General features: G+C 66.9%; 24 protein-coding genes. 12 read left to right on the forward strand and 12 right to left on the reverse strand.

Annotation, left to right across the window (positions count from 1 at the left end; all coding sequences use genetic code 11):
* Positions 1–2: 2 nt before the first annotated feature.
* The 9 genes from V9K91_RS06015 to V9K91_RS06055 all read right to left on the reverse strand — a co-directional run bounded on the left by V9K91_RS06015 (position 3) and on the right by V9K91_RS06055 (position 12,918).
* A complete protein-coding gene (locus V9K91_RS06015; RefSeq protein ID WP_336443313.1) occupies positions 3–3,137 on the reverse strand; it encodes a discoidin domain-containing protein in 3,135 nt (1,044 codons plus the stop codon).
* Between the two features lie 47 nt (positions 3,138–3,184).
* The gene (locus V9K91_RS06020; RefSeq protein WP_068853078.1) at positions 3,185–4,021 is read right to left on the reverse strand and encodes a carbohydrate ABC transporter permease; all 837 of its coding nucleotides are present in this window, start codon (positions 4,019–4,021) and stop codon (positions 3,185–3,187) included.
* Positions 4,018–4,899 (reverse strand): sugar ABC transporter permease, encoded by an 882-nt coding sequence (locus V9K91_RS06025; RefSeq protein ID WP_068853081.1) that lies wholly within the window; start codon positions 4,897–4,899, stop codon positions 4,018–4,020. The genes V9K91_RS06020 and V9K91_RS06025 overlap by 4 nt, the downstream gene beginning before the upstream one ends.
* On the reverse strand, positions 4,896–6,173 hold the full coding sequence (locus tag V9K91_RS06030) for a sugar ABC transporter substrate-binding protein (RefSeq protein WP_249834370.1): 1,278 nt from the start codon (positions 6,171–6,173) through the stop codon (positions 4,896–4,898). The genes V9K91_RS06025 and V9K91_RS06030 overlap by 4 nt, the downstream gene beginning before the upstream one ends.
* 45 nt (positions 6,174–6,218) lie before the next feature.
* Positions 6,219–7,832, reverse strand: a complete 1,614-nt coding sequence (locus V9K91_RS06035; protein ID WP_068853087.1) for a glucoamylase family protein — start codon at positions 7,830–7,832, stop codon at positions 6,219–6,221.
* 154 nt (positions 7,833–7,986) lie between these two features.
* On the reverse strand, positions 7,987–11,046 hold the full coding sequence (locus V9K91_RS06040; protein ID WP_306988151.1) for a TonB-dependent receptor: 3,060 nt from the start codon (positions 11,044–11,046) through the stop codon (positions 7,987–7,989).
* A 114-nt stretch (positions 11,047–11,160) separates the two neighbouring features.
* Entirely contained in the window at positions 11,161–12,204 is a 1,044-nt protein-coding gene (locus tag V9K91_RS06045) for a LacI family DNA-binding transcriptional regulator (RefSeq protein ID WP_336443312.1), read from the reverse strand.
* A 148-nt stretch (positions 12,205–12,352) separates the two neighbouring features.
* Positions 12,353–12,622 carry a BolA family protein gene (locus V9K91_RS06050; protein WP_068853096.1) on the reverse strand — a complete coding sequence of 90 codons (270 nt, stop codon included), beginning with the start codon at positions 12,620–12,622 and terminating at the stop codon, positions 12,353–12,355.
* Positions 12,619–12,918, reverse strand: coding sequence for a YciI family protein (locus V9K91_RS06055; protein ID WP_068854705.1), 300 nt, complete (start codon positions 12,916–12,918; stop codon positions 12,619–12,621). The genes V9K91_RS06050 and V9K91_RS06055 overlap by 4 nt, the downstream gene beginning before the upstream one ends.
* Positions 12,919–13,220: 302 nt before the next feature.
* On the opposite strand from V9K91_RS06055, the gene V9K91_RS06060 reads away from it, so the two are divergent.
* The 3 genes from V9K91_RS06060 to V9K91_RS06070 are packed head-to-tail and all read left to right on the forward strand — an operon-like array spanning position 13,221 to position 16,887.
* Positions 13,221–14,126: a ScpA family protein gene (locus V9K91_RS06060; protein ID WP_068853099.1), complete on the forward strand. Its 906-nt coding sequence runs from the start codon at positions 13,221–13,223 to the stop codon at positions 14,124–14,126.
* Between the two features lie 15 nt (positions 14,127–14,141).
* Positions 14,142–15,122 (forward strand): SMC-Scp complex subunit ScpB, encoded by a 981-nt coding sequence (scpB, locus tag V9K91_RS06065; protein WP_336443311.1) that lies wholly within the window; start codon positions 14,142–14,144, stop codon positions 15,120–15,122.
* Positions 15,115–16,887: a pseudouridine synthase gene (locus V9K91_RS06070; protein ID WP_068853105.1), complete on the forward strand. Its 1,773-nt coding sequence runs from the start codon at positions 15,115–15,117 to the stop codon at positions 16,885–16,887. Before scpB ends, V9K91_RS06070 begins: the two co-directional genes overlap by 8 nt.
* Before the next feature lie 84 nt (positions 16,888–16,971).
* Here the strand turns inward: V9K91_RS06070 and V9K91_RS06075 are convergent, their stop codons facing one another.
* The 3 genes from V9K91_RS06075 to V9K91_RS06085 form a co-directional block, all read right to left on the reverse strand.
* Positions 16,972–17,406, reverse strand: coding sequence for a hypothetical protein (locus tag V9K91_RS06075; RefSeq protein ID WP_095362787.1), 435 nt, complete (start codon positions 17,404–17,406; stop codon positions 16,972–16,974).
* Positions 17,407–17,547: 141 nt separating this feature from the next.
* A complete protein-coding gene (locus V9K91_RS06080; protein ID WP_336443310.1) occupies positions 17,548–18,360 on the reverse strand; it encodes an amidohydrolase in 813 nt (270 codons plus the stop codon).
* Positions 18,360–19,508: a pyridoxal phosphate-dependent aminotransferase gene (locus V9K91_RS06085; protein ID WP_095362789.1), complete on the reverse strand. Its 1,149-nt coding sequence runs from the start codon at positions 19,506–19,508 to the stop codon at positions 18,360–18,362. Before V9K91_RS06085 ends, V9K91_RS06080 begins: the two co-directional genes overlap by 1 nt.
* 301 nt (positions 19,509–19,809) lie before the next feature.
* Here V9K91_RS06085 and ccmA point away from each other — a divergent pair, with 301 nt between their 5' ends.
* Genes ccmA through V9K91_RS06130 form a run of 9 tightly spaced genes read left to right on the forward strand, consistent with a single transcriptional unit; the run spans position 19,810 to position 26,578 of the window.
* The gene (gene ccmA / locus V9K91_RS06090; RefSeq protein WP_210130647.1) at positions 19,810–20,454 is read left to right on the forward strand and encodes a heme ABC exporter ATP-binding protein CcmA; all 645 of its coding nucleotides are present in this window, start codon (positions 19,810–19,812) and stop codon (positions 20,452–20,454) included.
* Positions 20,451–21,146, forward strand: coding sequence for a heme exporter protein CcmB (ccmB, locus tag V9K91_RS06095; protein WP_336443309.1), 696 nt, complete (start codon positions 20,451–20,453; stop codon positions 21,144–21,146). The genes ccmA and ccmB overlap by 4 nt, the downstream gene beginning before the upstream one ends.
* A 54-nt stretch (positions 21,147–21,200) precedes the next feature.
* A complete protein-coding gene (ccmC, locus tag V9K91_RS06100; RefSeq protein ID WP_095362790.1) occupies positions 21,201–21,968 on the forward strand; it encodes a heme ABC transporter permease CcmC in 768 nt (255 codons plus the stop codon).
* Positions 21,965–22,150 carry a heme exporter protein CcmD gene (locus V9K91_RS06105; protein WP_210130649.1) on the forward strand — a complete coding sequence of 62 codons (186 nt, stop codon included), beginning with the start codon at positions 21,965–21,967 and terminating at the stop codon, positions 22,148–22,150. The genes ccmC and V9K91_RS06105 overlap by 4 nt, the downstream gene beginning before the upstream one ends.
* Positions 22,147–22,608 (forward strand): cytochrome c maturation protein CcmE, encoded by a 462-nt coding sequence (ccmE, locus tag V9K91_RS06110; RefSeq protein WP_093532488.1) that lies wholly within the window; start codon positions 22,147–22,149, stop codon positions 22,606–22,608. The genes V9K91_RS06105 and ccmE overlap by 4 nt, the downstream gene beginning before the upstream one ends.
* Positions 22,609–24,528: a heme lyase CcmF/NrfE family subunit gene (locus V9K91_RS06115; RefSeq protein ID WP_336443308.1), complete on the forward strand. Its 1,920-nt coding sequence runs from the start codon at positions 22,609–22,611 to the stop codon at positions 24,526–24,528.
* Positions 24,529–24,532: 4 nt separating this feature from the next.
* Positions 24,533–25,144, forward strand: a complete 612-nt coding sequence (locus V9K91_RS06120) for a DsbE family thiol:disulfide interchange protein (RefSeq protein ID WP_336443307.1) — start codon at positions 24,533–24,535, stop codon at positions 25,142–25,144.
* Complete coding sequence (locus tag V9K91_RS06125) at positions 25,101–25,592, forward strand: cytochrome c-type biogenesis protein (RefSeq protein ID WP_336443306.1); 492 nt, start codon at positions 25,101–25,103, stop codon at positions 25,590–25,592. Before V9K91_RS06120 ends, V9K91_RS06125 begins: the two co-directional genes overlap by 44 nt.
* Positions 25,586–26,578: a cytochrome C biogenesis protein gene (locus tag V9K91_RS06130; RefSeq protein WP_336443339.1), complete on the forward strand. Its 993-nt coding sequence runs from the start codon at positions 25,586–25,588 to the stop codon at positions 26,576–26,578. Before V9K91_RS06125 ends, V9K91_RS06130 begins: the two co-directional genes overlap by 7 nt.
* Positions 26,579–26,641 lie beyond the last annotated feature (63 nt).

A 26,641-nucleotide genomic window follows, 5' to 3' on the forward strand; every position in this document is an offset into this window, starting at 1 on the left:
GGTCACGGCGCCTTGCGTTCGGCGCGCCGCACCGAGGCCGGGATCTGCACTTCCACCTTGGCCGGCACCTGGGTGATGCGCAGCTCGCCGTTGAGCCACTGCGCCGGCTCGCCGTTGATGGTGGTATCCCCCGGTTCGCCACTGAACGGCCACGGCAGGATCACCCCGCCCTGCGGTACCAGCAGCCCGGACGCGACCTGCAGCGTGAGCTGCCGGTCGCTGCGGGCCAGTGTGTAGCTCAGCTGTCCATTCGGCGTGCGCAGCCCCTTCACCCCGACCCCGGCGCCGTCCAGCCAGCGGCTGGGCACGCCGGCGGCGAGCACCAGGCTGTCGTCCACGTCGCGGTTGTAGGCGAACATGTCCAGCGCCGAGCGCACGAAGTCCGACGCCACCCACGCATGCGGCAGGTCGCCGACGAAGAACGGCTTGCGCGGCGTGTGCGAGACCACTTCGGCCCACTGGTTCCAGGCCTGCGGCGCGCGGTCCTTGAAGAAGAACTCGGTGGCCTGCCAGGCGCGGTCGCGCCAGCCCAGGCGCACGAATGCGGCCACGTTGCGCCACTCGTAAGGGGTGTAGTCCTTCCATTCGCGCTTGCCGTCGCGGCGTTCCTCGAACTGCTTCCAGTAGCGCTCGAAGGTGTTGTCCAGGTACGGCTGCGGCAGGCGGCCCTGTTCGCCGCCCGGGGCCAGCGCGATGGTGGTGGAGGTCGCGTCGAAATCGCCGAGCTCGGCCGAACCGGGCAGGAAATCGATCTTGTGCAGGGCCGTGGCCGCCAGCAGCGAGGCCTGCAGGTCGTCACGGAACTGGTCGCGCGACTCGGCGATCTGCATCGCCTCCATCTTGCCCAGGGTGGAGGCGATGATCGCCGCATCCTTGTAACCGCGCAGCGCCCAGAAGTTGTCCCAGTACGAATGCATGGGTTTGGCCGAATAGCCTTCGTGGCTGATCGACACCGGCATCATCCCGAAGAAGGCCGGGTTGCGCGCGCGGTTTTCCTCGGTGCGTTCGCTCAGGCGCAGCTGTTCCATGTACTGGTAGGCGCCCTGCACGTGCGGCCACATCAGTTCCAGGAAGGTGCTGTCACCGGTGTAGCGCCAGTACTCGGCGATGTTGAAGATCAGTTCGCCGTGGCTGTCGTTTTCCGGCACCGGATCGGCGCCGCGCGGGTCGACGCAGCACGGCACCTTGCCGTTGTCGAACTGGTACGGCGCGTACCAGTTCACGTACTCACGCACCGCATCGCTGCGGCCCATGCGCAGCAGGCCTTCGGAAATCATCGCGCCATCGCGGATCCAGCTGCGCGAGTAGGAGCGCGTGCCCGGCTGCAGGCTTGGCCCGATCCGGGAGATCAGCATGTGCGCCAGTGCGGTGCGCAGCGTATCGGCCAGCGGCTTGCCCGCCGCTGGCACCTGCAGCGCCACCTGGTCCAGCTTGGTGCGCCACATCGAAGCCACCTGCTGCTGGGCCTTGTTGGCGTCGAAGTCCTTCGGGGTGGTCCACGCGCCGGTCTGCGGCAGCACGATGGCCACCTCCCTGCTCTGCCCCGGCTCCAGCCGCCAGCGGTACAGCAGCGCGCCCGAGGCCAGCCCGGTGGAATCGCGCACTTCGGTCGCGGTGGGCAGGTTGCCACTGGCCAGGTGGGTGACCTCCAGCTTGCCGTCGAACGGGCTGGCGAAGGCCGCGTCCGGCGCCTGCACCGCGTACACGCGCGGCTTGCCGTTGACCTCGACCTGGCCCGGCTCGAACTCCAGCGTGTCGATCCGGCTCACGCCGCCCACGGTATTGAGGAACTGCCGCGGCGGATTCACCTGCCACGGCCGCACGGCCAGGGCCAGGGTGTAGTCGTGCGCCACCTTGTCCGGGTTGTGCAGCGTGTAGCGGCCCACCAGCTGCGCCTTGTCCGTACTGCCCTGCACGAAGCCGGTCACCTTCAAGGCGGCCTTGGGGTGGGCCCAGTCGACGCTGGCAATGGGCAGGTAATCGTCCTGCAGCGACTGCTTGGCCTCGACATCGGCCCAGCTCAGCACCTTCTTGTCGACCACCACGAACGGCTCCACGCTGAAGCTGGCCTTGGCCACTTCCAATGCACCGTCTTCGCCGATCAGCGCCTGTTCGCGGCCGCCGTCCAGCCCGAGCAGGGTCCAATACGGCTGTTCACCGCTGAAGCCGCGCGGCACGAAGCCACGGGTCAGGTCGGCGCCGACCGACTCAACGAATTCGTTCGGCGTGGCAGCGAAATCCAGCGGTTTGATCGCGATATCGCGGATGCCGTACCGCCAGCTGCTGCCGTGCTGCAGGTCGAAGCGCAGGTAGCGCGCCTCGGTATCGGGCAGTGCCAGCCAATCGCGCTCGCCGCCACCGCCGGCGGTGATCTCGCGCAGGGTGCGCCAGTCCCGGCCATCGGCCGAGGCACGCACCACGTAGCGGGTAGCTTCCAGGCCGGGCACCCACTGGATCACCGCACCGCCGAACTCGCGCACGTTGTGCAGGTCCAGGCTGATGGTCTGGTCGGGCACGCCACCGCTGATCCACACCGTGTCCGGCTTGCCATCGGCAATACGGCTCTGCAGCGCGGTGGCGGTATCGGCGATCACCGACGGTGCCAGCGCCGAGGTATCGGCCGGCGGCAGGGCCTGCAGGGTGAGCCGGTCGAAGCAGACCGTGCCGCGCCCGCCGACCTTGCTGTAGATGGTGAACTCCACTGCCGCGCTTTTACGCAGGGTCTTGTCCGGGTCCGGGCCCCAGGCCTTCTCGATCTGGCGCTGGCGGTACTGCACCGGCGTCCAGGTCTTGGGGAAGGCGTAGCCGGGGCGGTTGACCCACCATACGTTGTCGCCGCTGGCATCGATCAGCTTGAACTGCAGGTCATTGCCGGGCGAATCGCCGCGCAGCTGGAAGCCGACCTGGTAGTTGTCCGGCCAGGTGATGGGCAGCTCGCGGCGGATCGCCACGTAGCCGGAGACTTCGTGGAAGTCGTAGTCCACGCACAGCGCGCGGCCGCCGTTGGCGCCGGCCACGCTGCGCAGTGAGCCGCTGACCTGGTCGGACACCACCAGCTTCCAGGGCGACATGTCGTCGAAGCTGTCCAGGACCTTGGGCGCCGCCGGCACTGCCGGGGGCGCGGCAGGCGCCGCCATCGACCACACCAGACCCAGACCCAGAACCCCCGCGACGACGGCACGCTTCACCCTTTCACACTCCCCAGCAGCAGACCTTGGATGTAGTAGCGCTGCAGCACCAGGAACAGTGCCAGCACCGGAACCACCGTGACCACCGCGCCGGCCATCATCATTTCAACGTCCATGATGTGTTCGCGCGACAACGTGGCCAGGGCAACCGGCAAAGTGTAGTGCTCCTGGTCGGTCAACACGATCAGCGGCCACATGAAATCGTTCCAGGCGCCCATGAAGGTGAAGATCGACAGGGTCACCAGCACCGGCTTGAGCATCGGCAGCACGATCTGGAAGAAGATGCGCAGCTCCCCTGCCCCGTCGATCCGCGCCGCCTCCAGCAGCTCATCGGGAATCGACCGCGCGTACTGGCGCACCAGGAAGATGCCGAACACGCTGGCCAGCGCCGGCACGATCACCCCGCCGAAGCTGTTGACCAGGCCCAGCTGCTTCATCAGCAGGAACAGCGGCAGCATGGCCACCTGCGCCGGGATCACCAGCGCGGCAAGCAGCACCTGGAAGATCCGCTCGCGGCCGACGAAGCGCAGCTTGGCGAACGCATAGCCGGCCATGGTGTTGAGCAGCAGCGAGCCCAGCGTGATCGCCAGCGAGACGAACAGGCTGTTGACGAAGTTGTTGGCCATGCCGGTGCGGGCGAACAGCTCGTGGTAGTTGTTGGTGGTCACCGACGAAGGCAGCAGCGGCGGCGGGAAATGCGCCGCTTCGCCGGTCGGCATGAACGACACCGACAGCATCCACAGCAGCGGCGCCAGGCTGACCGCGGCCAGCACCAGCAACCCGCCGTTCACCCACCACGCATGCCAGCGCGACTGGCCAATCTCACGACTCATACCAACTGCCTCTTGCGGCCGAAACGCAGCATCAGGCTGGTTACCGCCAGGATGATCAGGAACAGCAGGAACGCCACGGCCGACGCACGGCCCAGGTTCCACCACTTGAAGCCTTCCTCGAACATGAAGTACAGCACGCTCACGGTGCTCTGCAGCGGGTCGCCGCGGGTCATCACGTAGGGTTCGGCGAACAGCTGGAAGTAGCCGGACACGGTGATCACGCCCACCACCAGCAGCACCGGGCCGAGCATCGGCAGGGTGATGTGCAGGAACTGTTTCCAGCGCGAGGCGCCATCGATCCGCGCGGCCTCGTACAGGTCATGCGGGATCGCCTGCAGGCCGGCCAGGAAGATCACCATGTTGTAGCCGAAGTTCTTCCACACCGCGAACAGCATGATGGTGGGCATGGCCCAGTTCGGATCGCCCAGCCAGTCGATCGGGCTGATCCCCAGATGGCCAAGGCCGTAGTTCACCAGCCCGTAGCTGGTATGGAACAGGTAGCGCCAGATCACCGCCACCGCCACCAGCGTGGTCACCACCGGGGCGAACAGCGCGGTGCGGAACAGCGCCTTGAAGCGCGCGGCCGGGGCGTTGAGCAGCATCGCCGCGCCGAGCGAAACGCCGATGGACATCGGCACGCCGACCACCACGAAGTACGTGGTGTTCCACAGCGACTTCCAGAACATCGGGGTCTGCAGCAGGTCGATGTAGTTGCCCAGGCCCACGAAGCGCAGGTTGCCGCCATCGGCGAGCGCGTACAGGTCGAAGTCGGTGATGCTCAGCGCCAGCGCCGAGAACACCGGCAGGCCGAAGAACACCCCGATCACCAGCAGCGAGGGGCCGGCGAAGATCCAGCCGGCAAGCGAACGCTGCTTCATGGCAGGACCTCCGGCGCGGCGTCCTGTTCGGCCTGGGTACGCTGCTCATGCATCCAGCGGCGCTTGGCCAGTACCTTGTCCACGCGGTCATCCAATCGATTCACGGCTACATCCTGATCCAGCCCACCGCGTACCACCTGTTCGGTGACGATGCGCATTTCCTGCACGATACGTTCCCACTCCAGTACCTTCGGGGTCGGCCGTACCCGTTCGAGCTGGTCGCGGAACGGCTGCGCCAGCGGGTCGTTGGCCAGCGAGGGGTGTTCCCAGGTGCTGCGCCGTGGCGGCAGGTCGCCGATGATGGAATGGAAGCGCTGCTGGATGTCCGGGCGCGACAGGAACTCGATCAGCTTCCACGACGCTTCCTTCTGCTGCGAGCCGCGGAAGATCACCAGGCTGGTGCCGCCGGCGATGCCGGCGCCGGGGCCATCCGGGCCCGGCAGTGCGGCGGTGCCCCACTTGCCCTCCAGTTCTTTCGGCTGCAGCTTCTTGAACTCGCGGATGTTCCAGGGGCCGGACAGGTAGAACACGTTGAAGCCCTTGAAGAACTCATCCCACACGTTGGAGATCTGGGTTTCGGACATGCGCGGGGCCCAGCCCTGGGCGAACATGTTCTCGTAGAACGCCAGCGTGCGGCGGAAGCCGGGGCTGCGGAAGTTGCCGCGGGTGTCGTGGTCGCGCAGCAGCGGGTCGGGCTGCTGCAGGGCGAAGGACAGCTGCTGCTCGAACTCGTTGATCGGCATCAGCACCGCGTAGCGGTCCGGACCCTGCATCTTCTTGATCGCCGCCATCATGGTGTTCCACTCGTCCCAGGTGCGCGGCGGGTGGTCGAAGCCGGCCTTGGCCAGCAGGTCCTTGCGGTAGTACAGCAGGCGCGTATCGACGTACCACGGCACCCCGACCAGCTCGCCGTTGATGACGTTGGTATCCCAGATGCCCTGGAAGTAATCGGCCGGGTCGACCACCTTGGATTGCGCCACGAACGGCGCCAACGGGGTCAGCGTGTTGAGTTCGGCGAACTCGGGAATCCAGGTGTTGCCCAGCTGGCACACGTCCGGCAGGCCGTCGGCGGCGAAGGCGGTGAGCAGCTTTTCATGCGCGGCCGTCCACGGGATGTTCTGCACATCGACGTGGATGCCGGGATTGTCGGCTTCGAATTCGCGGATCAGTTCGCTGACCACTTCCGCTTCGCGGCCCATGGCCCAGAAACGCACGGTCACCCCTTCCGGTTCCTTCCGGCAGGCACTCAACAACAGGCTGCCGGCAACCAGCAGCAGAACACTCACCCACAGCTTGGGGCGCGACGACAATGGCACTGCTTACTTCCCCTGGGGCTGGTTGCGGTTCGAATTGGAATTGTTCTTCTGTTCCTGCGCGGCGGCCGCGCGGGATTCGGCGATGCCCATCGAGCGGGCCGACGCGGCCTTCTCGTCTTTCTCCAGCGCCATCGGCTGGTCTTCGCCCTCCGGGGTGAGCCAGCCGCCGGTGAAACCGGCGCGCTCCAGCCCGCGACGGATGTGCGGGTTGTTCTTCATCGTGTCCCACACGAAATCGTTGCGGTAGTTGGCGATCATGGTCAGGATCGGGCCCTGGTCGATGCCGATGTAATCACTGGCCACCCAGCCACGGTCGGGCACGATGCGCCCGGTCTTGAGCGGAATGTCGAAATTGAAGCTGGGGTTGAACGAATCCAGGAAGCCGTAGCTGGAATACAGGTAATCGCCGTAGCGCTTGTGCATTTCCAGCGTGGCCGGGATCACTTCCTCCGGCGCGAACACCACCGAGGCGATCGCCGCCGTCGGGGCGATGGTGCCGTCGTCGAAGTTCTCGCGCAGGCCGGCGCCGCGCGAGGAATAGTGGCGGAACTGGCGCTGCTCGCCGCGGAATTCCTGCGTGGTGTTCTGCGGGCCGTCGCTGGCGGTCAAACCCCACACGTTTTCGCCGTATTCCTTCCACTGCGCCGGGTTGGCGATGGCGTACTCGCGCTGGGCCAGCGCGGCCGAGCGGCTGTTGAGGAAGTAGGTGCTGCCGCGCTCGCGCATGTACGCGTCCTGGATGTCGCGGAAGTCGATCCAGACGTGGGTGTACTGGTGGCCGAACAGCGGGCCGAAGGACAGGTATTCCTGGCCCTGGAACACGCCCCAGTCGTTGTCGTAGGTGCGCGTCCACACCGTCCACGCATCCGGGCTCACCGGGTGGGTGGGCGAACCCAGCGCGAGGATGTAGACCATCATCGCCTCGTTGTATCCCATCCAGTCGTGGTCGATGAAGCCACTTTCGGGGAACCAGCCCATCGAGATCAGCGGGGCGCGCTGCTGCAGCCACGGCCAATCCACGCGTTTGTACAGCGTATCGGCGATGGCGCGGATTTCCTTTTCGCGCGAATCGTCGCCGGTGTAGTACGACTGGGCGAACAGCACGCCCATCATCAGCAATGCGGTGTCCACGCTCGACAGTTCCACCCAGCTGTCATAGCGGTGGCCCTGCTGCATGTCCAGGAAGTGGTAGTAGAAACCCTTGTAGCCGCCCTTGCCGGTGCGCTGTGGGCCCATCGGCATGTCGCGGAAGAACTTCAGCGTGGTCAGCGTGCGGTCCACCGCCTGGGTACGGCTGACCCAGCCGTTTTCCACGCCGATCGGGTAAGCGGTCAGCGCGTAGCCCACCGAAGCGATGCTGGCGAACGGGCGCGACGGATACCGGTCCGGGCTGAGCCCGTTGATTTCATTGGTGGTGTCCCAGAAGAACTGGAACGTGCGGCGTTCGATATCGTCGAACAGCGGGGGCAGTTCTGGTTTCATCGGGCGCGGGGGAACGTCGGCCTCTACGAGGATGACCGGCGGCTTGGGTTTGGCTGGCGTTTCCTGCGCCTGCGGCTTGCAGCCGACCACGGCTGCCGCCAGTACTGCCAGTGCCAATACGCGGGGTACCTTCATCGTGCCAACCCTCCGGAATCTGGAAATCCAGGCCAGCATAGCGGGCCTTGGAGTGAAATCGTTTACAGCTTACAACCTTTAAAAACCGGTTCCCCCGAACCGCGAGGACACGCATCGCGTGTCCCTGCGGCAGGGGAACCGGCCTTCATTTACCTCAGAAGCGGAAGCCCACTTCTGCCTTCACCTGGCGCGGCGTACCGACGATATCGCCGGTCTCGTTGTAGCTGGCCAGCAGCTTGCCGTTGGACTTGGTGTAGTTGTAGTTGGAGAAGTTGTCGAAGTTGAACACGTTGATGATGTCGATACGCGCGTACAGCTCGGTGTCGCCCGGCATCTTGAACGTCTTCGTGGCCTGCAGGTCGACCGAACGGTAGCCCCAGATCTTGCCACCGACCAGGAAGCGACCGTTGCCGTCCGGCACCGCGGCGCCGGGGGTCGGCAGGTCGAAGCCGCTGGACTGTGCCACCGGGTACCAGTCGTTCACCGCGGTCGGGGTCGCCAGGGTGATCTTGCCACCGAAGGTGATGTCCCAGAAGCCGGCATACGAACCGGTCAGCACGATGCGATGGCGCGGTGCACCGTTGGAACGGATGGTCGGGTAATCGGTGATCAGGCCGCGGTCAAAGGCGTAATGCTCGTTGATGTCGCGGTTGTGGCGCGCGGTGGTCCAGGTGTAGGCGATCGAGGTGCCCCAGCCGCTTTCCTTGGTGAACGGCTTCTGTGCCGACAGCAGCACCTGGGTGGCACGGGTCTTGATGCCCTGCTGGCCGATGATCAGGCTGCCGAAGCCCGGGATGTTGCAGCTCCAGGCCTGGCTCAGGCCCGGCTCGGTGCCGCCGCACAGGCGCGGGTCATCGAAGAACTGGCCGGTCGGATAACGGTTGCCCAGGGTGAAGGCGAAGCCGTCGTAGGTCAGCGTACGGGCAACGGTGGCGTCGGTCAGCCAGTCGCCCACCTGGTTGGACATGCCCAGGCTGAACTGGTCGGCGTACGGCGCCTTCAGGTTGTTGTTGAGCATGTCCACTTCCAGCCCGGCATTGCTGGTGGAACCCACCAGGGCCTGCAGGTTCTGGATGCCGTTGAGCAGGTTCGGATCCCAGTCGTAGCACGCGGCCTGGCCGTTGAGGCAGGCGCCGGTGGCCGGGTTGCGGAAGTAGATGGTCGGCTGCGGCAGCGCCAGCTTGGTGGTTTCCAGCTGCAGGTAGTCGAACAGGTCGCGGTCGTAGGAACGGCCGGCACCACCGTGGATCACGTGCTGCTCGTCGGCGTTGAGGTCATACGAGAAGCCCAGGCGCGGCTGCCAGGCATTCTTGAATGCCTTGCGGTTGTGGCCGTTGCTGATGTAATCGTTGATGTTCAGCCCGCCCAGCGCCATCGACTGCGCATAGGTCTGGCCGGCGGCTGCACGCGGATCCTGGCTGTTGAGTGCCGCCACCACTTCCGGCGGGGTCACGAAGTCCAGGTAGGTCGGGTTCTTTTCGTAATCCCAACGCAGGCCGAGGTTCAACTGCAGGTGGTCGTTGACCTGCCAGTCGTCCTGGATGAACAGACCGATCTGCTTCACCTTGGAACGCACTTCACCGGTCACGCCCGACACACCGGTCACCGGCTTGACGAACTGCGCCTTGTACGGGATATCGGACGGGAAGTCCGGATCGCCCAGGGTATAGGTGAACTGCGGGTTGATCTCCTGCGCGTCGGACGCGTACAGGTCGATTTCCTTGTACTTGGCGCCCATCTTGATGGTGTGGTCGCCGGCCCATTCGATGCCGTCCAGGGTCAGGTTGTCTTCGATCGACCAGCCCTTCTGGCCCTTCACCTGCGAATCCAGCGCCGAGGCGCCGCCGATCTGCACCAGGGTGCGGTCGTCGGTGCCATCCGGTGCGGTGTACACGTAACCGTTGGCGATGGTCAGCGGCACCGGGTTGTTGAACGAATCTTCGTGGGTGAGCATCAGTTCGTTGTAGAACCGCTCACCGCTGTGGTTCCAGCGCAGCGCGTAGCGACGGTCGGTGTTCTCGGTTTCCTTGCCGTGCGACGGCGCGGTCTGCCCACTGAACTGCTGCTGGGTTTCGTCGCGGTCCTGGAAGGTCAGCTCGATGCGGTCGTTGTCGGTCGGCTCCACGTCGATCTTGGCGAAGATCAGGTCCTGCTGGAACGGCTGGCTGGCCGGGCCGAGCTGGGCGGCGGCATCGGCCGGCAGCAGGCCGACGCGGTTGGTCACCGAGCCTTCCGGGGCGATGGTCACCGGCAGGTCGAAGCGCTTGGCTTCGTAGGTCACGAAGAAGTGGGCCTTGTCCTGCACGATCGGGCCGCCCAGGGCGAATCCGTATTCCTTCTCGGCAGAGACTTCCTTGGTCTTGCCTTCCTGGCGCTCGGCCGGGGTCTTGGCGCGCATGTCTTCGTCGGTGTAGCGGTAGAACGCCTCACCCTTGAATTCATTGGTACCGGACTTGGTCGCGGCGGTCACTGCCGCGCTGGACACCTGGCCGTATTCGGCCTTGTAGTTGCCGCTGATGACCTTGTATTCGCCGATGGCCAGCTGCGGGAACGGGTTGCCGGCGCTGCCGGACTGGCCGGCCACGCCGCCGCCCTTGACGTAGCTCTTCTGGCCCACGCCGTCGATGTAGACGTTGGTGCCGTCGGCATTGGTGGCACCGCCACGCAGCGAGGTGTTGCCCTTCGCATCACGGGTGAAGATCATGCCCGGCACCGCGTCGGCGAATTCCAGGAAGTTGCGCGACACCTGCGGGGTGGTCTGGATCTGCTGCAGGCTGACCGTCTTGCCCACTTCGGACGTACGCACTTCCTGCAGCAGGGTCGGGGCGACCACGTTGACGGTGTCGAGGTTGGTCGCGTTGGCGGTGCTGCCATTGGCCGGGGCGCCGCTGAAGTTCAGCGTCGCGGTCGAGGCCACGGTCACGGTGACCTTCTGGGTCTGGCCGTTGGCCACCACGTCATAGGTGCCCGGGTCCAGGCCCATCAGCGAATAGGTGCCATCGGCACGGGTGGTGGCGCGGCGCACGCTGCCGCTGGCCACGTTGGTGGCGGTGACTTCGGTACCGGCCTCGGCCTGGGCGACCTGGCCACGCAGCGAAGAGGTGGCCGACTGGGCCATCAGGGAAGGTGCGGCGCCCAGCAACAGGCAGCTGACCAGTGCGCTCGACAGCAGGCGGCGGGCCGGCATGCGGGTGCGGTGATTGGAATACGTCATGTAAATCTCCGGGTGGTGGAAGCCGTCGTTGCGGCCGCCTGTCTTTTTTTTGGATTGCGTGAAATACCGATACAGCGTTCAGCGGCCCAACGAGCCACGACCAACGGTCGCGACCTACTGCGTTCCGCCTTTCGGCGGAACGCTTGAATCACGCACGATCAGGCGCGGTACAAGTGTCTGCTTGTCACCGGCCGTTTCCGTGTTGTTGCCATCCATCAACTGCAACAGACGCGTCGCCGCCTTATCGCCAAGCTCGGCGATACTCACCTGCATCGTCGTCAACGACGGGTGAACGAAACGCGCCAGGGGGATGTCATCGAAGCCTGCCAATGCCACGTCGGCCGGCACGCGCACGCCGGCCTGCGCGAACGCGTACAGGCAACCGAGCGCCATCATGTCGTTGGCTGCGAATACCGCATCGGGCAATGCACCGGCGGCCAGCAGCTCCTGCCCGGCGCGGTGGCCGGAGGCTTCATCGAAGTCGCCGGGCAGCTCGATGCCCTCGGCGGAACCGCCGAACGCGGCCAGCGCATCGCGGAACCCCCGCAGGCGTTCGCGCGCATCGAAGTTCAGCTCGGGGCCGCCGATGAACGCGATACGGCGGTGGCCGGCCTCGAGCAGGTGCGCGGTCATCGCCATCGCACCGGCATGGTCATCGATGCTCAGCACCGGGTGATCCTGCTCGGGCAGGTACGTGTTGATCAGCACCGTGGGCAGCGCCTGGGGCAGGTTGTCGGTCAGGAAGCCGGGGCTTTCCGCATACGGGGACAGCACCAGCAGCCCGTCAACCCGGCCGCGCATGGCCCGCAGGGCCGCGCCCTGCTGCTCCTGGTCACCGTGGTAGCTGGACACCAGCAGGTGCTGGCGGCGCGCGCGGGCCACGTTGTCGATGCCGCGCATCAGCTCGGAGAAGAATTCGCCATACAGGTCCGGCAGCACCACGCCAATGGTGTTGGTGCGCCGGCTGCTCAGGCTGCGGGCCGCCGCGTGCGGGGTGTAACGCAGGCGCGCCGCCACCTCCAGCACCAGCTTGCGCACCGGTTCGGCGACGTTTTCATGGCCATTGAGCGCACGCGATACCGTCGCCACAGAGACGCGGGCTTCGCGGGCTACATCTTTGATGGTGATAGCTGCCTTGTTCACTTCGCCGCCCTCCACGGCTTAGAGATCTGGGCTTGGCGCGGAATGTAAGCGTTTTCAATCCCGGATGTAAACACTACGTTAGGCAAATGTCGCACGGCGGTAACCTCGGGGTGTCTTGGAGAGGTCGCCCCGGGACTCACCGGGACAAGGCAGGACAAGGGTTTCAGCCCTTTTTTGACGGCGCTTCGGCACGAATGGACAACGCGTGGATATCGGTCTCCATCAGGGTGCCCAACGCGTTGTAGACCGCGCGATGGCGCGCAAGCGGCAGCTTGCCTTCGAAGGCCGCGCTGACCACGTGGACATTGAAGTGCCCGCGCCCATCGCGCGCGCCCTCATGCCCGGCGTGGCGGTGGCTGTCGTCCTCCACCTCCAGCAGTTCCGGATCGAAGGCGGCCTGCAGCGCCGCCCGGATCATCTCCACCCGGCTCATGGCAGCACCTTGCGGAACGGGCGGACCTCGGTGCGCACATACACCCCGGCCTCCACATAGGGATCGGCCGCCGCCCAGTCCTGGGCTTCGGTGAGGGAATCAAACGCGGCGATCACCACGCTGCCGCTGAAGCCGGCCGGGCCCGGGTCTTCACTGTCGATGGCCGGGCACGGGCCGGCCAGCAGCAGCCGCCCCTCGTCGCACAGGGCCTGCAGACGGGCAAGATGGGCCGGCCGGGCCGACAGGCGGGCGGCCAGCACATCGGTGCCGTCATAGCCTTCAATCACATACCACACGGGCAACTCCTGGGGTTCAGCTAAACAAACGCCGCGATTCTAGCCCGCCTCGCTGGACACTGCCGTTGTGAAGCCGTACTCTTGACCACATTGCACGTGGCTGGACGCAGCAACCCTGTGGCTACAGGGCCCCACTGCCCCACACCAGCACACGTAGACGACCTCCCGTAGTTCTGTCGCTGCATTTGAGCAGCGCGTCCTGCTGCTGTTTGAAATGTCATGGCTAGCGATCCTGCCGCCCGGGTGTTCCGGTTGCGCCAGGCGCAGCAAACTGGTCCGTTGCAATACCGACGTCAATCTTGATGACCTCTGAACTCGCGCTCGACGCGAACCCGCAAATCCGGCCGACCGCCCCTCAGCAGCAGGAAATGCCGCTGGCCGTGGTGCATGGGCAACCGGTCCTGCAGATTCCGCAGGACCTGTACATCCCACCGGATGCGCTGGAAGTCATCCTGGATGCCTTCGAAGGTCCGTTGGACCTGCTGCTTTACCTGATCCGCCGGCAGAACCTGGATATCCTGGATATTCCGGTGGCCGAGATCACCCGCCAGTACGTCGAATACATCAACGTCATGCAGGAGCTGCGCTTCGAACTGGCGGCCGAATACCTGGTGATGGCGGCGATCCTGGCCGAAGTGAAGTCGCGGATGCTGCTGCCGCGGCCGCCCAGCGTGGAAGGCGAGGAAGCCGACCCGCGTGCGGAGCTGGTGCGCCGGCTGCAGGAGTACGAACGTTTCAAGCAGGCTGCCGAGGATATCGACGCCCTGCCCCGCCAGGACCGCGACACCAGCCTGGCCCATGCCTTCGTGCCCGACCGCGCGGCCATCAAGCTGCCGCCGCCGGTGGACCTGAAGGAAATGCTGATGGCGCTGCACGACGTGCTCAAGCGCGCCGAGCTGTTCACCGGCCACGCGATCAAGCGCGAGGCCCTGAGTGTCCGCCAGCGCATGGGCGATGTGCTGGGCCGTCTGGAAGACGGCAGGTTCTACCGGTTTGAAACGCTGTTCACCGCCGAAGAAGGCAAGCTGGGGGTGCTGGTCACCTTCCTGGCCCTGCTCGAATTGGCCAAGGAACAGCTGCTGGACATCGTCCAGGAAGCTCCGCTGGCGCCGATCTACGTCAAGTCCCTGGCCGCCGGCAACACCAACGAACCGCTGCAGTTCAACAGCGAGTTCGACGACAACGACGCCGCCAACGACCCTGACTGAGCACCCGACCCACGCATGGATCAACCGCTGATCAACCGTATTGTCGAAGGGGCGCTGCTGGCTTCCAGCCAGCCGCTGACCCTGGCCCAGCTGCAGGGCCTGTTCCCGGAGGAAGAGCCGGCGCCGCCGGGCAGCATCGAACGCGCGCTGGAACTGCTGCGCGAAGGCTGCGCCGACCGCGGCGTGGAGCTGGTCGAGGTCGCCTCCGGCTTCCGCTTCCAGGTCACCAACGAAGTCCACGGCTTCATCACCCGGCTGTGGACCGAGCGCAAGACCCGCTACACCCGTGCCACCCTGGAAACGCTGGCGCTGATTGCCTACCGCCAGCCGATCACCCGCGGCGAGATCGAACAGGTCCGTGGCGTGGCGGTCAGCAGCAACATCATCCAGGCCCTGGAAGAACGCGAATGGATCCGCGTGATCGGCCACCGCGACGTGCCCGGCAAGCCGGCGCTGTTCGGCACCACCAAGGGCTTCCTGGATTACTTCGGGCTCAAGCGCCTGGACGAGCTGCCGCCGCTGTCCGAGCTGCGCGACCTGGGCGAACTGGAACCGCAGCTGCCGCTGGACAACGACGGCCAGCTGGCCGGCCGGATCGCCGCCGGCGTGGCGGATCCGGACGCCGAACCGCAACCGGAAACCATCCCGGAACCGGAATCCGAGCCGGAATCCGAACCGGAACCGGAACCCGAACAGGACCCGGCCACTGCCCGTTCCGCCGCCCGCGCCGCCCTGATGGCCGCGCGACTGGCGGAACAGGACGCCGAGTCAGACAATAGCGATACCCCATCCCATGCGTCGTCGTCGGTCCCCGACGACGACGCGGATACAACCGCCAGCGATGGCGAGCCCGATACCGTGCCGGGACCCCGCGCGGCGCACCAGAACGAAACCGAAAACAACGCCGTCGCGAAGACGACCGTGGCTGTTGACGAAGCCGATCCCGAACCAGAGGCCGACGAAACCGTCGCCGGCCGGAGCCAAGTAAATGAGTGACACCCCCCGCAAGCTGTCGTTGAACAAGCTTTCGCTCAAGCGCGAAAACGAAACCGAACAGCCCAAGCTCGAAGAGCGCCTGCACAAGGTGCTGGCCCAGGCCGGCCTCGGCTCGCGCCGCGCGCTGGAACAGCGCATCGCCGATGGTCTGGTCAAGGTCAACGGCGAAGTCGCCCAGACCGGCCAGTCGATCAAGAGCGGCGACAAGGTTGAACTGGACGGCCGTGGCTTTGTCGCCACCGCGCTGACCGAAACCTCGCGCGTGCTGGCTTACAACAAGCCCGAAGGCGAAGTAACCACCCGCGAAGATCCCGAAGGCCGCCCGACGGTGTTTGAAGCGCTGCCGGCCCTCAAGGGCGCGCGCTGGATCGCGATCGGCCGCCTGGACATCAACACCACCGGCCTGCTGCTGGCCACCACCGACGGTGAGCTGGCCAACGCGATGATGCACCCCTCCTACGAGGTCGAGCGCGAATACGTCGTGCGCGTGCGTGCCCCGGAAGGCGAAGAAAAGGTGCCCGACAGCATCGTCGACCGCCTCTCCCGTGGCGTGGCACTGGAAGACGGCCCGGCCAAGTTCGACGAGATCGAACGCATCGGCGGCACCGATTCGCACGACTGGTTCCGCGTGGTCGTCAAGGAAGGCCGCAACCGCGAAGTGCGCCGCCTGTGGGAATCGCAGGGCTGCCAAGTGAGCCGCCTCAAGCGCACCCGCTACGGCAAGGTCTCGCTGCCGCGCGAACTGCTGCGTGGCCAGTCGGTGGAACTGCCGGCCAAGCAGGTTGAAGCGCTGCGCGCCGAACTGAAGCTGGAAGAAGGCGCGCCCTCGGCGCTGACCCTGCAGCCGGTGATCGGCCAGCGCCGCGCCGCCAAGACCACCGTGCGCGTGTCGCGCGAAGGCGGTCGTGGCAACGCTTACGTCAACGGCCACAACCAGGCCGACGAAGGCCGCGAACTGCGTCGTTTCGACAATGTGCGCGAAGACCGCGGCCGCGGTCGCGGCGGCAAGGGCGGCGGCTTCAAGGGGGGCCTGACGGTCACCGGCGAAGCGGCGGCCAAGCAGTCGCAGCGCCCGTTCAAGCAGCGCCCGGACAAGGGCAACCGCGCCCTGCCCGAAGGCAACCCGGCCGCGTTCCGCAGCTGGTACGTGCCCGATGGCGTGAGCACCGGCCCGAGCAACCACCGCAACGCCGGTCCGGGCGCAGCCCGTGGCCCGGGCGCACGTGGTCCGGGTGCCGGCGCAGGCGCCGGTGGCCAGGGCCGTCCGTACGGCAAGCCGAAGGGTCCGGGCGGCGCAGGCGGCCAGGGCCGTGGCGCCTACGGTGAGCGCAGCAGCGGCGGCTTTGGTGGCGAAGGTCGCGGTGAAAACCGTGGCGGCTACGGCGGCCAGGGCCGTCCGGCCGGTGCCGGTGCCGGCGCGGGCAACCGCAGCGGCCAGGGCGCCCAGCGCCATCCGTACGGTCACCCGGGCAATGCCCCGAGCTTCCCGTCCGACCACGCCAATCCGGGCGCCAGCCCGTACGGCACGCCCCGCCCGGCCGGCCGTCCCGGCGGCAACCGCGGCCCCGGCGGTCCCGGTGGCAACCGTGGCCCGGGTGGTCCCGGCGCACGTGGTCCCGGCGGCCCGGGTGGCAACCGTGGCCCGGGTGGTCCCGGTGCACGCGGCCCGGGTGGTCCCGGCGGTCGTCCCGGCGGCGCACGCCCGGGTGGCAGCCGCGGTCCCGGTGGCGGTGGCCACCGTGGCGGCGGCCCCCGCGGCGGCTGATGCATGAAAAAACCCGGTCATTGACCGGGTTTTTTTTGAGGTCGCAGTTGTGGACCTGGATGCGTCGGGCTCGCTTCGGATGGGTCAGCGGCGTTCGATGGTGAAGCGGCTGCCGGCTACGCCGAGGTCCCAGCCCTTGCCGGTGCCTGCCAGGGCGAGCGATACGTCGCCCTTGGTGACGACCTGCGCGCTGCTGGATTTGTCCGCGCCGGCGTGGGCTTCGACGGCGGCGTAGGACCCGATCAGGTCGTTGACCGAATAGGCGCCTGAGAACCTGCCCTTGCCATCGGTGATCTTGGACTTGCCTACGGTCAGGCCGCCGCCCTTGACGCTGATCTTGACCGGAATGCGCGCACCATTGTCGCAGGTGATCGTGCCCGTGCCCGAGGCGGTCTTGTAGATCACCGACCAACCGGCCAGGGAGTAATGCAGTTCGCAGTCGATGTTGCCGGCGGCCTGCGCGGCCGGAACCGCGGCCATGCTGGCGAAGGCGAACAGGGCCAGGGAAAGCTTCTTCATAGCGGTGCGCTCGTGCGGAGTGGGAACGGAGCCGAATCTAGCAGTGCCGGCGTCGCGCCGGCATGAGGCCCTTCCACGGCATGCAATCGCCATTCACCTACCGCCCGCCAACGGCCGCCGCAATGCCGATCGATGTGTGGGTCAGCCCAGGGTAAAGGTGTCTGCGTCCAGCATGGCCGGGAAGCGGGCACGGTGCGCGGCGAGCGCTGCGGCGGAAATGGTGGTGGTAACCACCTGCTCACGCTCGCGGATCTCCACCTGCGGCTGCCCGAGGAAATCGATCACCGCGCTGTCGCCGGCGTAATGCAGGTCGTTGCCGTCAACGCCCACGCGGTTGACTGCGGCGACGTAGCACAGGTTTTCAATCGCACGCGCGCGCAGCAGGGTGCGCCAGGGATACGCACGCGCCGAGGGCCAGTTGGCCACGAAGATCTGCAGGTCGAAATCCAGGTCGTCGGCACGCTCCACGTTGTAGCGGTTGCGGCAGAACACCGGGAACCGCAGGTCGTAGCAGACCTGCGGATTGATCCGCCAGCCCTTCCATTCCACGCTCAGCCGTTCATTTCCGGCGGCATAGCGCAGGTGCTCGTTGCCGTAGCGGAACAGATGGCGCTTGTCGTAGTACTCCAGCCCTCCGTCCGGCGTGGCCCACAGCAGCCGGTTGTACACGCCCTCGCCCACCCGCAGCTGCACGCTGCCGGTCACTGCCGCGCCCAGCCGCGCCGCCTGCTCGCGGATCCAGGCCACGGTGGGGCCGTCCATGCCTTCGGCACGGAAGATCGCGTCATTGGAAAAACCGCTGGTAAAGGTTTCCGGCAGGATTACCAGATCGGTCTGCCCGGCCAGCGGCGCCAGCAGCGCGCCGTAGTACTCGCGGTTGCCCTCGGGGTCGTGCCAGCGGGTATCGCCCTGGACCAGGCTGATGCGCAGATCGGGGCGGTTGGCGGCGCCCATCACAGCACCTGCAGGCGTTCGATCGCCGCGCTGAGCGTGGCGTCGTTCTTGGCAAAGCACAGCCGCACCAGGCGCTGGCCTTCCGGCGCCGTTTCGTAGAACGGCGACAGCGGAATGGCGGCCACGCCCTTTTCGATGGTCAGCCACTTCACGAACTCGTGGTCCGGCAGGTCGCTGATGGCCGAATAGTCCACCAGCTGGAAGTACCCGCCCGGCACCGGCAGCGGCTTCAGGCGCGTGGTGAGCAGCTGCTCGCGGAACGCATCGCGCTTGGCCTGGTAGAACGCGCCCAGTTCCAGGTGGTGTTCCGGCTCGTCGCGGATCATCGCGGCGAAACCGTACTGGGCCGGACCGAAGCTGGTGAAGGTGTTGTACTGGTGCACCTTGCGGAATTCGGCGCTCATCGCCGGCGGCGCCACCGCATAGCCGATCTTCCAGCCGGTGCAGTGGTAGGTCTTGCCGAAGCTGGAAATGACGAAGGCGCGTTCGCGCAGTTCCGGGTAGCGCAGCGCCGATTCGTGGCGGCGGCCGTCGTAGATGATGTGTTCGTAGACCTCGTCGGAAATCAGGTAGATGCCGGTGCCACGCAGCACGTCGGCCAGGGCCTGCATGTCATCGGCGGTGAGCATGGCGCCGGACGGGTTGTGCGGGGTGTTCACCATCAGCAGGCGGGTGCGCGGGGTGATGGCGGCACGCACACGGTCCCAGTCGACCGCGAAGGTCTGCGGGTCCAGCGGCACGTGCACCGCGCGGGCGCCGGCCAGGTCGATGGCCGGCTCGTAGCAGTCGTACGCCGGGTCCAGCACGATCACTTCCTCGCCGGGGCGGACCACGGCGTGGATGGCGTTGAAGATCGCCTCGGTGGCGCCGCTGGTGACGGTGATTTCGGTATCGGGGTCGATCTGGGCGCCATACAGGTCCAGCGACTTCTTGGCGATGGCCTGGCGCAGCGGGGCTACGCCGGTCATCGGCGGGTACTGGTTCAGGCCGCCGTGCATGGCCTTGACGGTTTCATCGATCAGGCGCTGCGGGGCGGAAAAATCCGGGAACCCCTGCCCCAGGTTGACCGCGCCGTGCTCGGCAGCCAGCTGGGACATCACGGTGAAAATGGTGGTGCCCACCTTGGGCAGCTTGGTCTGGGGGTTCATCGGCAGGCGCTTGAGCAGGGACAGGTCAGTGTAAAGGATCGGTAGCGCCGGCCGTTGGCCGGCTGCTCTTCGTTCGGGGTCATGAAGGCCGGATGGGCGGCTTCGGATCGTCTAAGCGCCGGAGGGATTGTCGGAACCGCATGGTGGCGCCTTCGGACGATTGGGCCGCGCTGCGCGCGGTTTCCCGGCCAACGGCGGGGCTACGAACCGTTGCGGGCCCATTGGGATCGGGATCAACCAACCACCGGACACGGTTACGGGCCCATTGGGTTCGGGATCGATCCGCCGGTACACTGCGCCGATGCTGAATTCTTCGAATACCCCTCCGTTGCTGGCCGCGCATGGCCTGGCCTTCAGTCGCAACGATGAACCGGTGTTCGGGCCGCTGGACCTGCAGGTGGATGCCGGTGAGGCGCTGCTGGTGCAGGGCGACAACGGCGCTGGCAAGACCACCTTGCTGCGGGTGCTGGCCGGGCTGCTGCGCGCCGGGAGCGGCACGATCCAGATCGACGGGCGCCCGGCCGGGCATCGGGAACGGGCGCAGTTCGTGGCCTACCTGAGCCACCTGACCGCGCTCAAGCCGGACCTGGACACCCTGGAAAACCTGAATTTCCTGTGCGGCCTGCACGGCCGGCGCGCCCGGCAGATGCCGGGCAACGCGCTTGCCATCGTGGGCCTGGCCGGGTTCGAGGACACGTTGGTGCGGCAGTTGTCGGCTGGTCAGAAGCGACGGCTGGCGCTGGCGCGGATCTGGCTGTCGCCCGCCCCGCTGTGGCTGCTGGATGAGCCGTACGCCAACCTGGACCTGGAGGGCATCAACCTGGTCAACCGGATGATTTCCGCGCACCTGCGCAGTGGCGGGGCCGCCTTGATCACCACCCACGGGGCCTATGCAGCGCCACCGGTGCGTACGCGGCTGGTGACGTTGGCCGGGGGTGCGGCATGATCGCGCCGGGTACCCAGCCGGGCCTGTGGCAGACCGCGCGTGCGCTGGCCGCGCGCGATCTGCGCCTGCTGTGGCGTCGCCGTGGCGATGCGCTGCAGCCGCTGCTGTTCGCGCTGCTGGTGGTGGTGCTGTTCGCGCTGGCCTTGGGCCGCGACCCTCCGTTGATGGCCAAGGTGGCCGCCGCCGTGCTGTGGCTGGCGGTGCTGCTGGCCGGACAGCTGTCGCTGGACAGCCTGTTCCGCAGCGATGCCGAGGATGGCTCGCTCGAACAGTGGCTGCTTGCGCCGGTGCCGCTGGCTTGGCTGGTGCTGGTACGGGTGCTGGTGCACTGGGCCACCACCGCCCTGCCGATGATCGTGGTGAGTCCGCTGCTGGCCGAAATGCTGCATCTGCCACATGACCAACTGCCGATATTGCTGGCATCGTTGCTGCTCGGCACGCCGCTGCTCAGCCTGATCGGCGGGGTGGTGGCGGCGCTGACAGTGAGCATCCGGCGCTCTGGTATTCTCGTAGCGTTGCTGGCGTTGCCGCTGTTCGTGCCCGTTCTGGTGTTTGGTGCGGGCAGTGTGGCCGCTGCCGCACGCGGGCAGGATCCGGTCGGGGCGTTGCTGCTGCTGGCCGCCGGGTTGGTGGTGACGCTGGTATTGGCGCCGCTGGCGACGGCGGCCGCCATCAGGATTTCATTGAGTTGACGTCGCATCCGTTTTTGTTGGTTTGTTTTTCCCTAGCTGGATAGCCATCGCTGCATGAATAGCCTTGTCCGCTGGTTCCACCAACTTGGTTCGCCGCCCACCTTCGACCGCTTTGCGTCGCGCTGGTCGCGTGTGTTCACCATCGCCGCCCTGCCCGTGCTGCTGATCGGCATCTGGCAGGGGCTGTTCGTCGTACCCGCCGAGCAGACCCAGAACGATGCCTTCCGCATCATCTACATCCACGTGCCCAGCGCCTGGATGAGCCTGTTCGTGTTCGCGTTGATGGCACTGTATTCGGCCATCGCGCTGGTCTGGCGGATCAAGATCTGCGAAATCCTGGCCATGGCCTGCGCGCCGATGGGCGCCGGCTTCACCCTCATCACCCTGCTCACCGGCAGCATCTGGGGCAAAGGCACCTGGGGCACGTGGTGGGACTGGGACCCACGCATGACCAGCGAACTGATCCTGCTGTTCCTGTACCTGGGCGTGATCGGCCTGTACCACGCCATTGAAGACCGCCGCAGTGCCGCGCGGGCCGCCGGCCTGCTGGCCATCGTCGGCGTGGGCCTGCTGCCGATCATCCGTTACTCGGTCGACTGGTGGGGTGGCCTGCACCAGCGCCAGTCGGTGAATGTGTTTGGCGACAACGCCGTGCGTCCGGAGCTGATCGCGCCACTGTGGTGGATGGTGGTCGCCACCAAGCTGTGGTTCGTCGGCTCGCTGCTGGCAAAGGCGCGTGCCGACAACCTCAGCCGCGAAGCCGGCAAGGCCTGGGTGGCCGAGCGGCTGGGCAACGACACCGCTACAGAGGTGCCGCGATGACCCACCTGCCTTTCATCATCGCCGCGTATTCGGTATTCGTGCTGGTGCTGGCTGCCGACGCGCTGGGTTCGTGGCTGCGGCTGCGCAGCGCGCGTCGCCAGGCATTGCGCAGGGTGGAACGCCTGCGCGCCCGCGACAAATCCGCACCGGCCGCGCCGCTGGCCACGGAGCTGAGCCGATGACGCCGGTTCAACGCCGCCGCCTGGTCTGGGTGCTGCTGCTGTTGCTCGCCTCGGGCCTGGCCACCACCCTGGTGGCCTTCGCGCTCCAGCGCAACATCGCCTATCTGTACACGCCTTCGGAAGTGCTGCGCGGCGAACAGGGCACCCAATCCAATTTCCGCCTCGGCGGCATGGTGGTCAAAGGCTCGTTCCAGCGCGCCGAAGGCTCGCTGGAGGCCCACTTCGTGGTGACCGATGGCGATGCCACGTTGCCGGTGACCACCTCGCGGATCCTGCCGGACATGTTCCGCGAAGATTCGGCCGTGGTCGCGCTGGGCACTCTGAAGAACGGGGTGTTCGTGGCCGATGAAGTGCTTGCCAAGCACGACGAGAACTACATTCCCAAGGAAGTGGCCGACAAGATGGGCGCGGCCCACACCAAGCACGACGTGCCGGTGCCGGCCGTGGAGACACGCTGAGTGCTGCCTGAGCTCGGGCAGGTGCTGCTGGTCTGTGCGCTGCTGGCCGCCCTGCTGCAGGCGGTGCTGCCGCTGTGGGGCGCGCAGCGCGGGCGTGGTGCGTGGATGGCCGTGGCCGTGCCGGCCGCCTTCGCGCAGCTGGTGCTGGTGGCCGGCGCATTCGCGCTGCTGACCGTCGCCTTCGTGCAGCAGGATTTCTCGGTGCGCTACGTGGCCGAAAACTCCAATACCCTGCTGCCGCTCGCGTATCGCTATTCGGCCGTATGGGGCGCGCACGAAGGCTCACTGTTGATGTGGGTGCTGGTGCTGTCGCTGTGGGGCGGCGCGGTAGCGCTGTGGTCCAAGCGCCTGCCAGACACCGTGCGCGCCCGCGTGCTGGGCGTGATGGGCATCATCAGCCTGGGCTTCATCGCCTTCCTGTTCTTCACCTCCAATCCGTTCGCGCGGCTGCTGCCGGCACCGCTGGAAGGCCGCGACCTCAACCCGCTGCTGCAGGACCCGGGGCTGATCATCCACCCGCCGATGCTGTACATCGGCTACGTAGGCTTCGCGGTGCCGTTCGCGTTTGCCATTGCCGCGCTGCTGGATGGCCACGTGGATGCGCGCTGGCTGCGTTGGACCCGACCGTGGACCAATGTTGCCTGGGGCTTTCTCACCCTGGGCATCGCGCTCGGCAGCTGGTGGGCGTACTACGAACTGGGCTGGGGCGGCTGGTGGTTCTGGGACCCGGTGGAAAATGCCAGCTTCATGCCGTGGCTCGCCGGCGCCGCCCTGATCCATTCGCAGGCCGTGACTGAAAAACGCGGCAGCTTCGCCAGCTGGACACTGCTGTTGGCCATCGCCGCCTTCGCGCTGTCCCTGTTGGGCGCGTTTCTGGTGCGCTCGGGCGTACTCACCAGCGTGCATTCCTTCGCCGCCGATCCCTCGCGTGGCGCCTTCATCCTGGTCTTCCTGGCCCTGGTGATTGGTGCTGCGCTGCTGCTGTATGCGCTGCGGGCCGGTGCACTGGGCAGCGATGATCCACGCCGTGGCTTCATGCCCACCTCGCGCGAAACCCTGCTGCTGGCCAACAACCTGCTGCTGGCCGGCGCCTGCGCCATGGTGCTGCTGGGCACCCTGTATCCGTTGCTGGCCGATGCGCTGGGGCTGGGCAAGGTCTCGGTGGGCCCGCCTTACTTCGGCACCCTGTTCATCGTGCTGATGGCGCCGCTGGTGGCGCTGCTGCCGTTCGGGCCGCTGGTGAACTGGCAGCGCGACCAGGCCTCGAAGCGGCTGGCGCTGCTGGCGCCGTGGGCTGGGTTGGCCCTGCTGCTGGGCGTGCTCGCCTGGTTCATGGCCCCGCAGGGCAAGCTCAAGGCCGCCGCCGGCGTGGCCGCAGCGGCGTGGGTTGCCTTGGGCACCGCACGTTTCATCTGGACCCGCCTGCGTGGCAACGGCCGATTCAACGCCGAAATGGTCGGCATGCTGCTGGCCCATACCGGCGTGGCGGTATTCCTGATTGGCGCGTTGCTGGTGGAAGCGCTGAACGTACAGCGCGAAGTGGCGCTCAGCCCCGGGCATGACCTGGAGGTAAGCGGCTACACCCTGCGCTTTGAAGGCGTGGACCACCAGCAGGGCCCCAACTACGTGTCCGATCGCGGCCATGTGCGCGTGCTGCAGGGCGGGCGTGAATTGGCCCTGCTGCACCCTGAAAAACGCGCCTACGCCAGCGGCGGGCAGATGATGACCGAAGCCGGCATCCATGCGCGCGTGCGCGGCGATGTGTACGTGGCGCTGGGCGAGCCGCTGGGCAACAATGCATGGGCCATGCGCGTGCACATCAAACCCTTCGTTCGCTGGGTCTGGCTGGGCGCATTGCTGATGGCGCTGGGCGGCTTCGTCACCGCCGCCGACCGCCGCTTCCGTCGTTTCCAGGAGTAGTACCGTGTCCGATCCCCGCCCCGCCTCCCGCCCGCTGCCTCCGGTCGCCATCGTCATCGGGGTGCTGTTCTTCTTCGGGCTGCTCGGGTTGATGGTGTACGGGGTGATGAAATCCGGCGCGCCCGACCGCGACATCCTGCCCTCGGCGCTGATCGGCAAGCCCGCGCCGGCGTTCGCGCTGCCGGTCCTGCACGACCCGTCCATCACCGTGAACAGCAGCGAACTGCGCGGCGCTCCGTACGTGCTCAATGTGTGGGGTAGCTGGTGCGCGGCCTGCCGCGAGGAACACCCGATCCTGACCCGGTTTGCCGAAACCAAGCGCGTGCGCGTGATCGGCTACAACTGGAAGGACGAACCGGCCGATGCGCTGCGCTGGCTGGAACAGCTGGGCAACCCATTCGTGCTGGTACTGAGCGACATCGAAGGCCGCACTGCGATCGACTGGGGCGTAACCGCCGCGCCGGAAACCTTTTTGGTCGACGCCAGCGGCGTGGTGCGCTGGAAGTACAGCGGCGCCCTCACCCAGCGCGTGATCGATACCAAGCTGTTGCCCGAGCTGGAAAAGCTGGAGCGTGCCAATGCACAACCGCAACGTGCCCTGCCCGCCTCGCCGTAAGCTGCGCGGCGTGCTGCACGCCGTGGGGTTGGCCGCCGCGCTGCTGCTGCCGCTGGCGGTGCAGGCACAGGCCGTATCCGACCCGACCCCGCTGCAGTACCGCAGCGCGGAAGAAGAGGCGCGTTTCCATGCGCTGGCCGCCGAACTGCGCTGCGTGCAGTGCCAGAACCAGTCGCTGGCCGATTCCAACGCACAGATCGCCCATGACCTGCGTCGCGAAGTGCTCACGCTGATGCAGCAGGGCAACAGCGATGCGCAGATCAAGCAGTTCCTGGTGGAGCGCTACGGCGAGTTCGTGCTGTACCGCCCCACCATGGACACGCGCAACAGCCTGCTCTGGTTCGGCCCGCTGGTCCTGGTGCTCGGCGGTGCCGGGGTGCTGGTGTGGGTGGTACGCCGGCGCAGCCGCCAGGTGCAGCCCATGGGCGAAAGCGAGGAGCGCTGGTGAGCGAATGGATGCAGGTAATTGCCGGGCTGTGTGCGGCCGTGGTGGCGATGGTGGTGCTGTGGCCGCTGCGTAGCAGCGGGAAGCGCGCGCCGTTCGTGGCGGCGGTGATCGCCATCGGCGTGGCGGGCGTGGCGCTGTACCTGCTGGTGGGCACGCCGAAGGCTGTGGATGTCGTCGCTGAGGAGGGCCCGGCCACGCTGCAGCAGGGGGTGCGCGAGCTGGAGCAGGCACTGGAACGGGAACCGCAGCGCGCCGATGGCTGGGCATTGCTCGGTCGTTCCGAGTTGGCGCTGGGCAATACCGAAAAAGCGAATCAGGCGTTTGCCCGCGCTGTTGCGCTCGCCCCCGATGAAGCGCCACTGCTGGTGGAAGCCGCGCAGGCGCGTGCACAGGGCGATGCAGGCAAGCAGTTCGACGACACCGCGCTGCAGTGGTTGAAGCACGCCCATCAACTGGACCCGACGAGCGAGCGTGCGGGCTGGCTGATCGGCATTGCGCAGCGCCAGCGCGGGCAGGATGCTGAAGCGGCCGCGACGTGGGAGGCACTGCTGCCCCGCCTCGAACCGGCGGCCGCCGCAGCGCTGCGCGAGCAGATTGCGATTGCGCGGGAGAAGGCGGGCATGCCGGCGCCGGCGGGCGCTGATGCGCCATCGGTGGGGCTGGATATCGAGGTGACGCTGGATCCGGCGTCTGCGGGCAAGGCCTTGCCCGCCGGCACGCAGGTATTCGTGATCGCACGGGTGCCCGGTGGGCCGCCGATGCCGGTGGCGGTGGAGAAGCATCCGGCAACGGCACTGCCATTGAAGATCCGCCTGGACGACGCCGACAGCCCGATGCCGACGGCGAAGCTGTCCTCGCTGAAGGACGTGGAGGTGTTCGCGCGGCTGTCGGCCTCGGGCACCGCCAGCCGGCAGGACGGCGATGTGGATTCGGAGGCGGTGCGGGTGACGTTGCCGCACAAGGGCACGATCCGATTGGTCCTGTAGATCCACGCCGGTACGAAGCGTCCCAGCCGTGACACGGCGCCGTTGACCTGCCCGGTTAGAATG

The sequence above is a fragment of the Stenotrophomonas sp. CCNWLW57 genome (genome assembly GCF_037203925.1).
GTDB lineage: Bacteria > Pseudomonadota > Gammaproteobacteria > Xanthomonadales > Xanthomonadaceae > Stenotrophomonas > Stenotrophomonas rhizophila_A.

Excerpts from the sequence above, each read along its gene's own strand:
- ccmC (WP_095362790.1), top strand. The coding sequence starts at position 21,201 with ATGAATAGCCTTGTCCGCTGGTTCCACCAACTTGGTTCGCCGCCCACC.
- V9K91_RS06035 (WP_068853087.1), bottom strand. The coding sequence starts at position 7,832 with ATGAAGGTACCCCGCGTATTGGCACTGGCAGTACTGGCGGCAGCCGTG.
- V9K91_RS06105 (WP_210130649.1), top strand. The coding sequence starts at position 21,965 with ATGACCCACCTGCCTTTCATCATCGCCGCGTATTCGGTATTCGTGCTG.
- V9K91_RS06025 (WP_068853081.1), bottom strand. The coding sequence starts at position 4,899 with ATGAAGCAGCGTTCGCTTGCCGGCTGGATCTTCGCCGGCCCCTCGCTG.
- scpB (WP_336443311.1), top strand. The coding sequence starts at position 14,142 with ATGGATCAACCGCTGATCAACCGTATTGTCGAAGGGGCGCTGCTGGCT.
- V9K91_RS06085 (WP_095362789.1), bottom strand. The coding sequence starts at position 19,508 with ATGAACCCCCAGACCAAGCTGCCCAAGGTGGGCACCACCATTTTCACC.
- ccmA (WP_210130647.1), top strand. The coding sequence starts at position 19,810 with ATGCTGAATTCTTCGAATACCCCTCCGTTGCTGGCCGCGCATGGCCTG.
- ccmB (WP_336443309.1), top strand. The coding sequence starts at position 20,451 with ATGATCGCGCCGGGTACCCAGCCGGGCCTGTGGCAGACCGCGCGTGCG.
- V9K91_RS06080 (WP_336443310.1), bottom strand. The coding sequence starts at position 18,360 with ATGGGCGCCGCCAACCGCCCCGATCTGCGCATCAGCCTGGTCCAGGGC.
- V9K91_RS06060 (WP_068853099.1), top strand. The coding sequence starts at position 13,221 with ATGACCTCTGAACTCGCGCTCGACGCGAACCCGCAAATCCGGCCGACC.
- V9K91_RS06050 (WP_068853096.1), bottom strand. The coding sequence starts at position 12,622 with ATGAGCCGGGTGGAGATGATCCGGGCGGCGCTGCAGGCCGCCTTCGAT.
- V9K91_RS06075 (WP_095362787.1), bottom strand. The coding sequence starts at position 17,406 with ATGAAGAAGCTTTCCCTGGCCCTGTTCGCCTTCGCCAGCATGGCCGCG.
- V9K91_RS06020 (WP_068853078.1), bottom strand. The coding sequence starts at position 4,021 with ATGAGTCGTGAGATTGGCCAGTCGCGCTGGCATGCGTGGTGGGTGAAC.
- V9K91_RS06040 (WP_306988151.1), bottom strand. The coding sequence starts at position 11,046 with ATGACGTATTCCAATCACCGCACCCGCATGCCGGCCCGCCGCCTGCTG.
- ccmE (WP_093532488.1), top strand. The coding sequence starts at position 22,147 with ATGACGCCGGTTCAACGCCGCCGCCTGGTCTGGGTGCTGCTGCTGTTG.
- V9K91_RS06070 (WP_068853105.1), top strand. The coding sequence starts at position 15,115 with ATGAGTGACACCCCCCGCAAGCTGTCGTTGAACAAGCTTTCGCTCAAG.
- V9K91_RS06015 (WP_336443313.1), bottom strand. The coding sequence starts at position 3,137 with ATGGCGGCGCCTGCCGCGCCCCCGGCAGTGCCGGCGGCGCCCAAGGTC.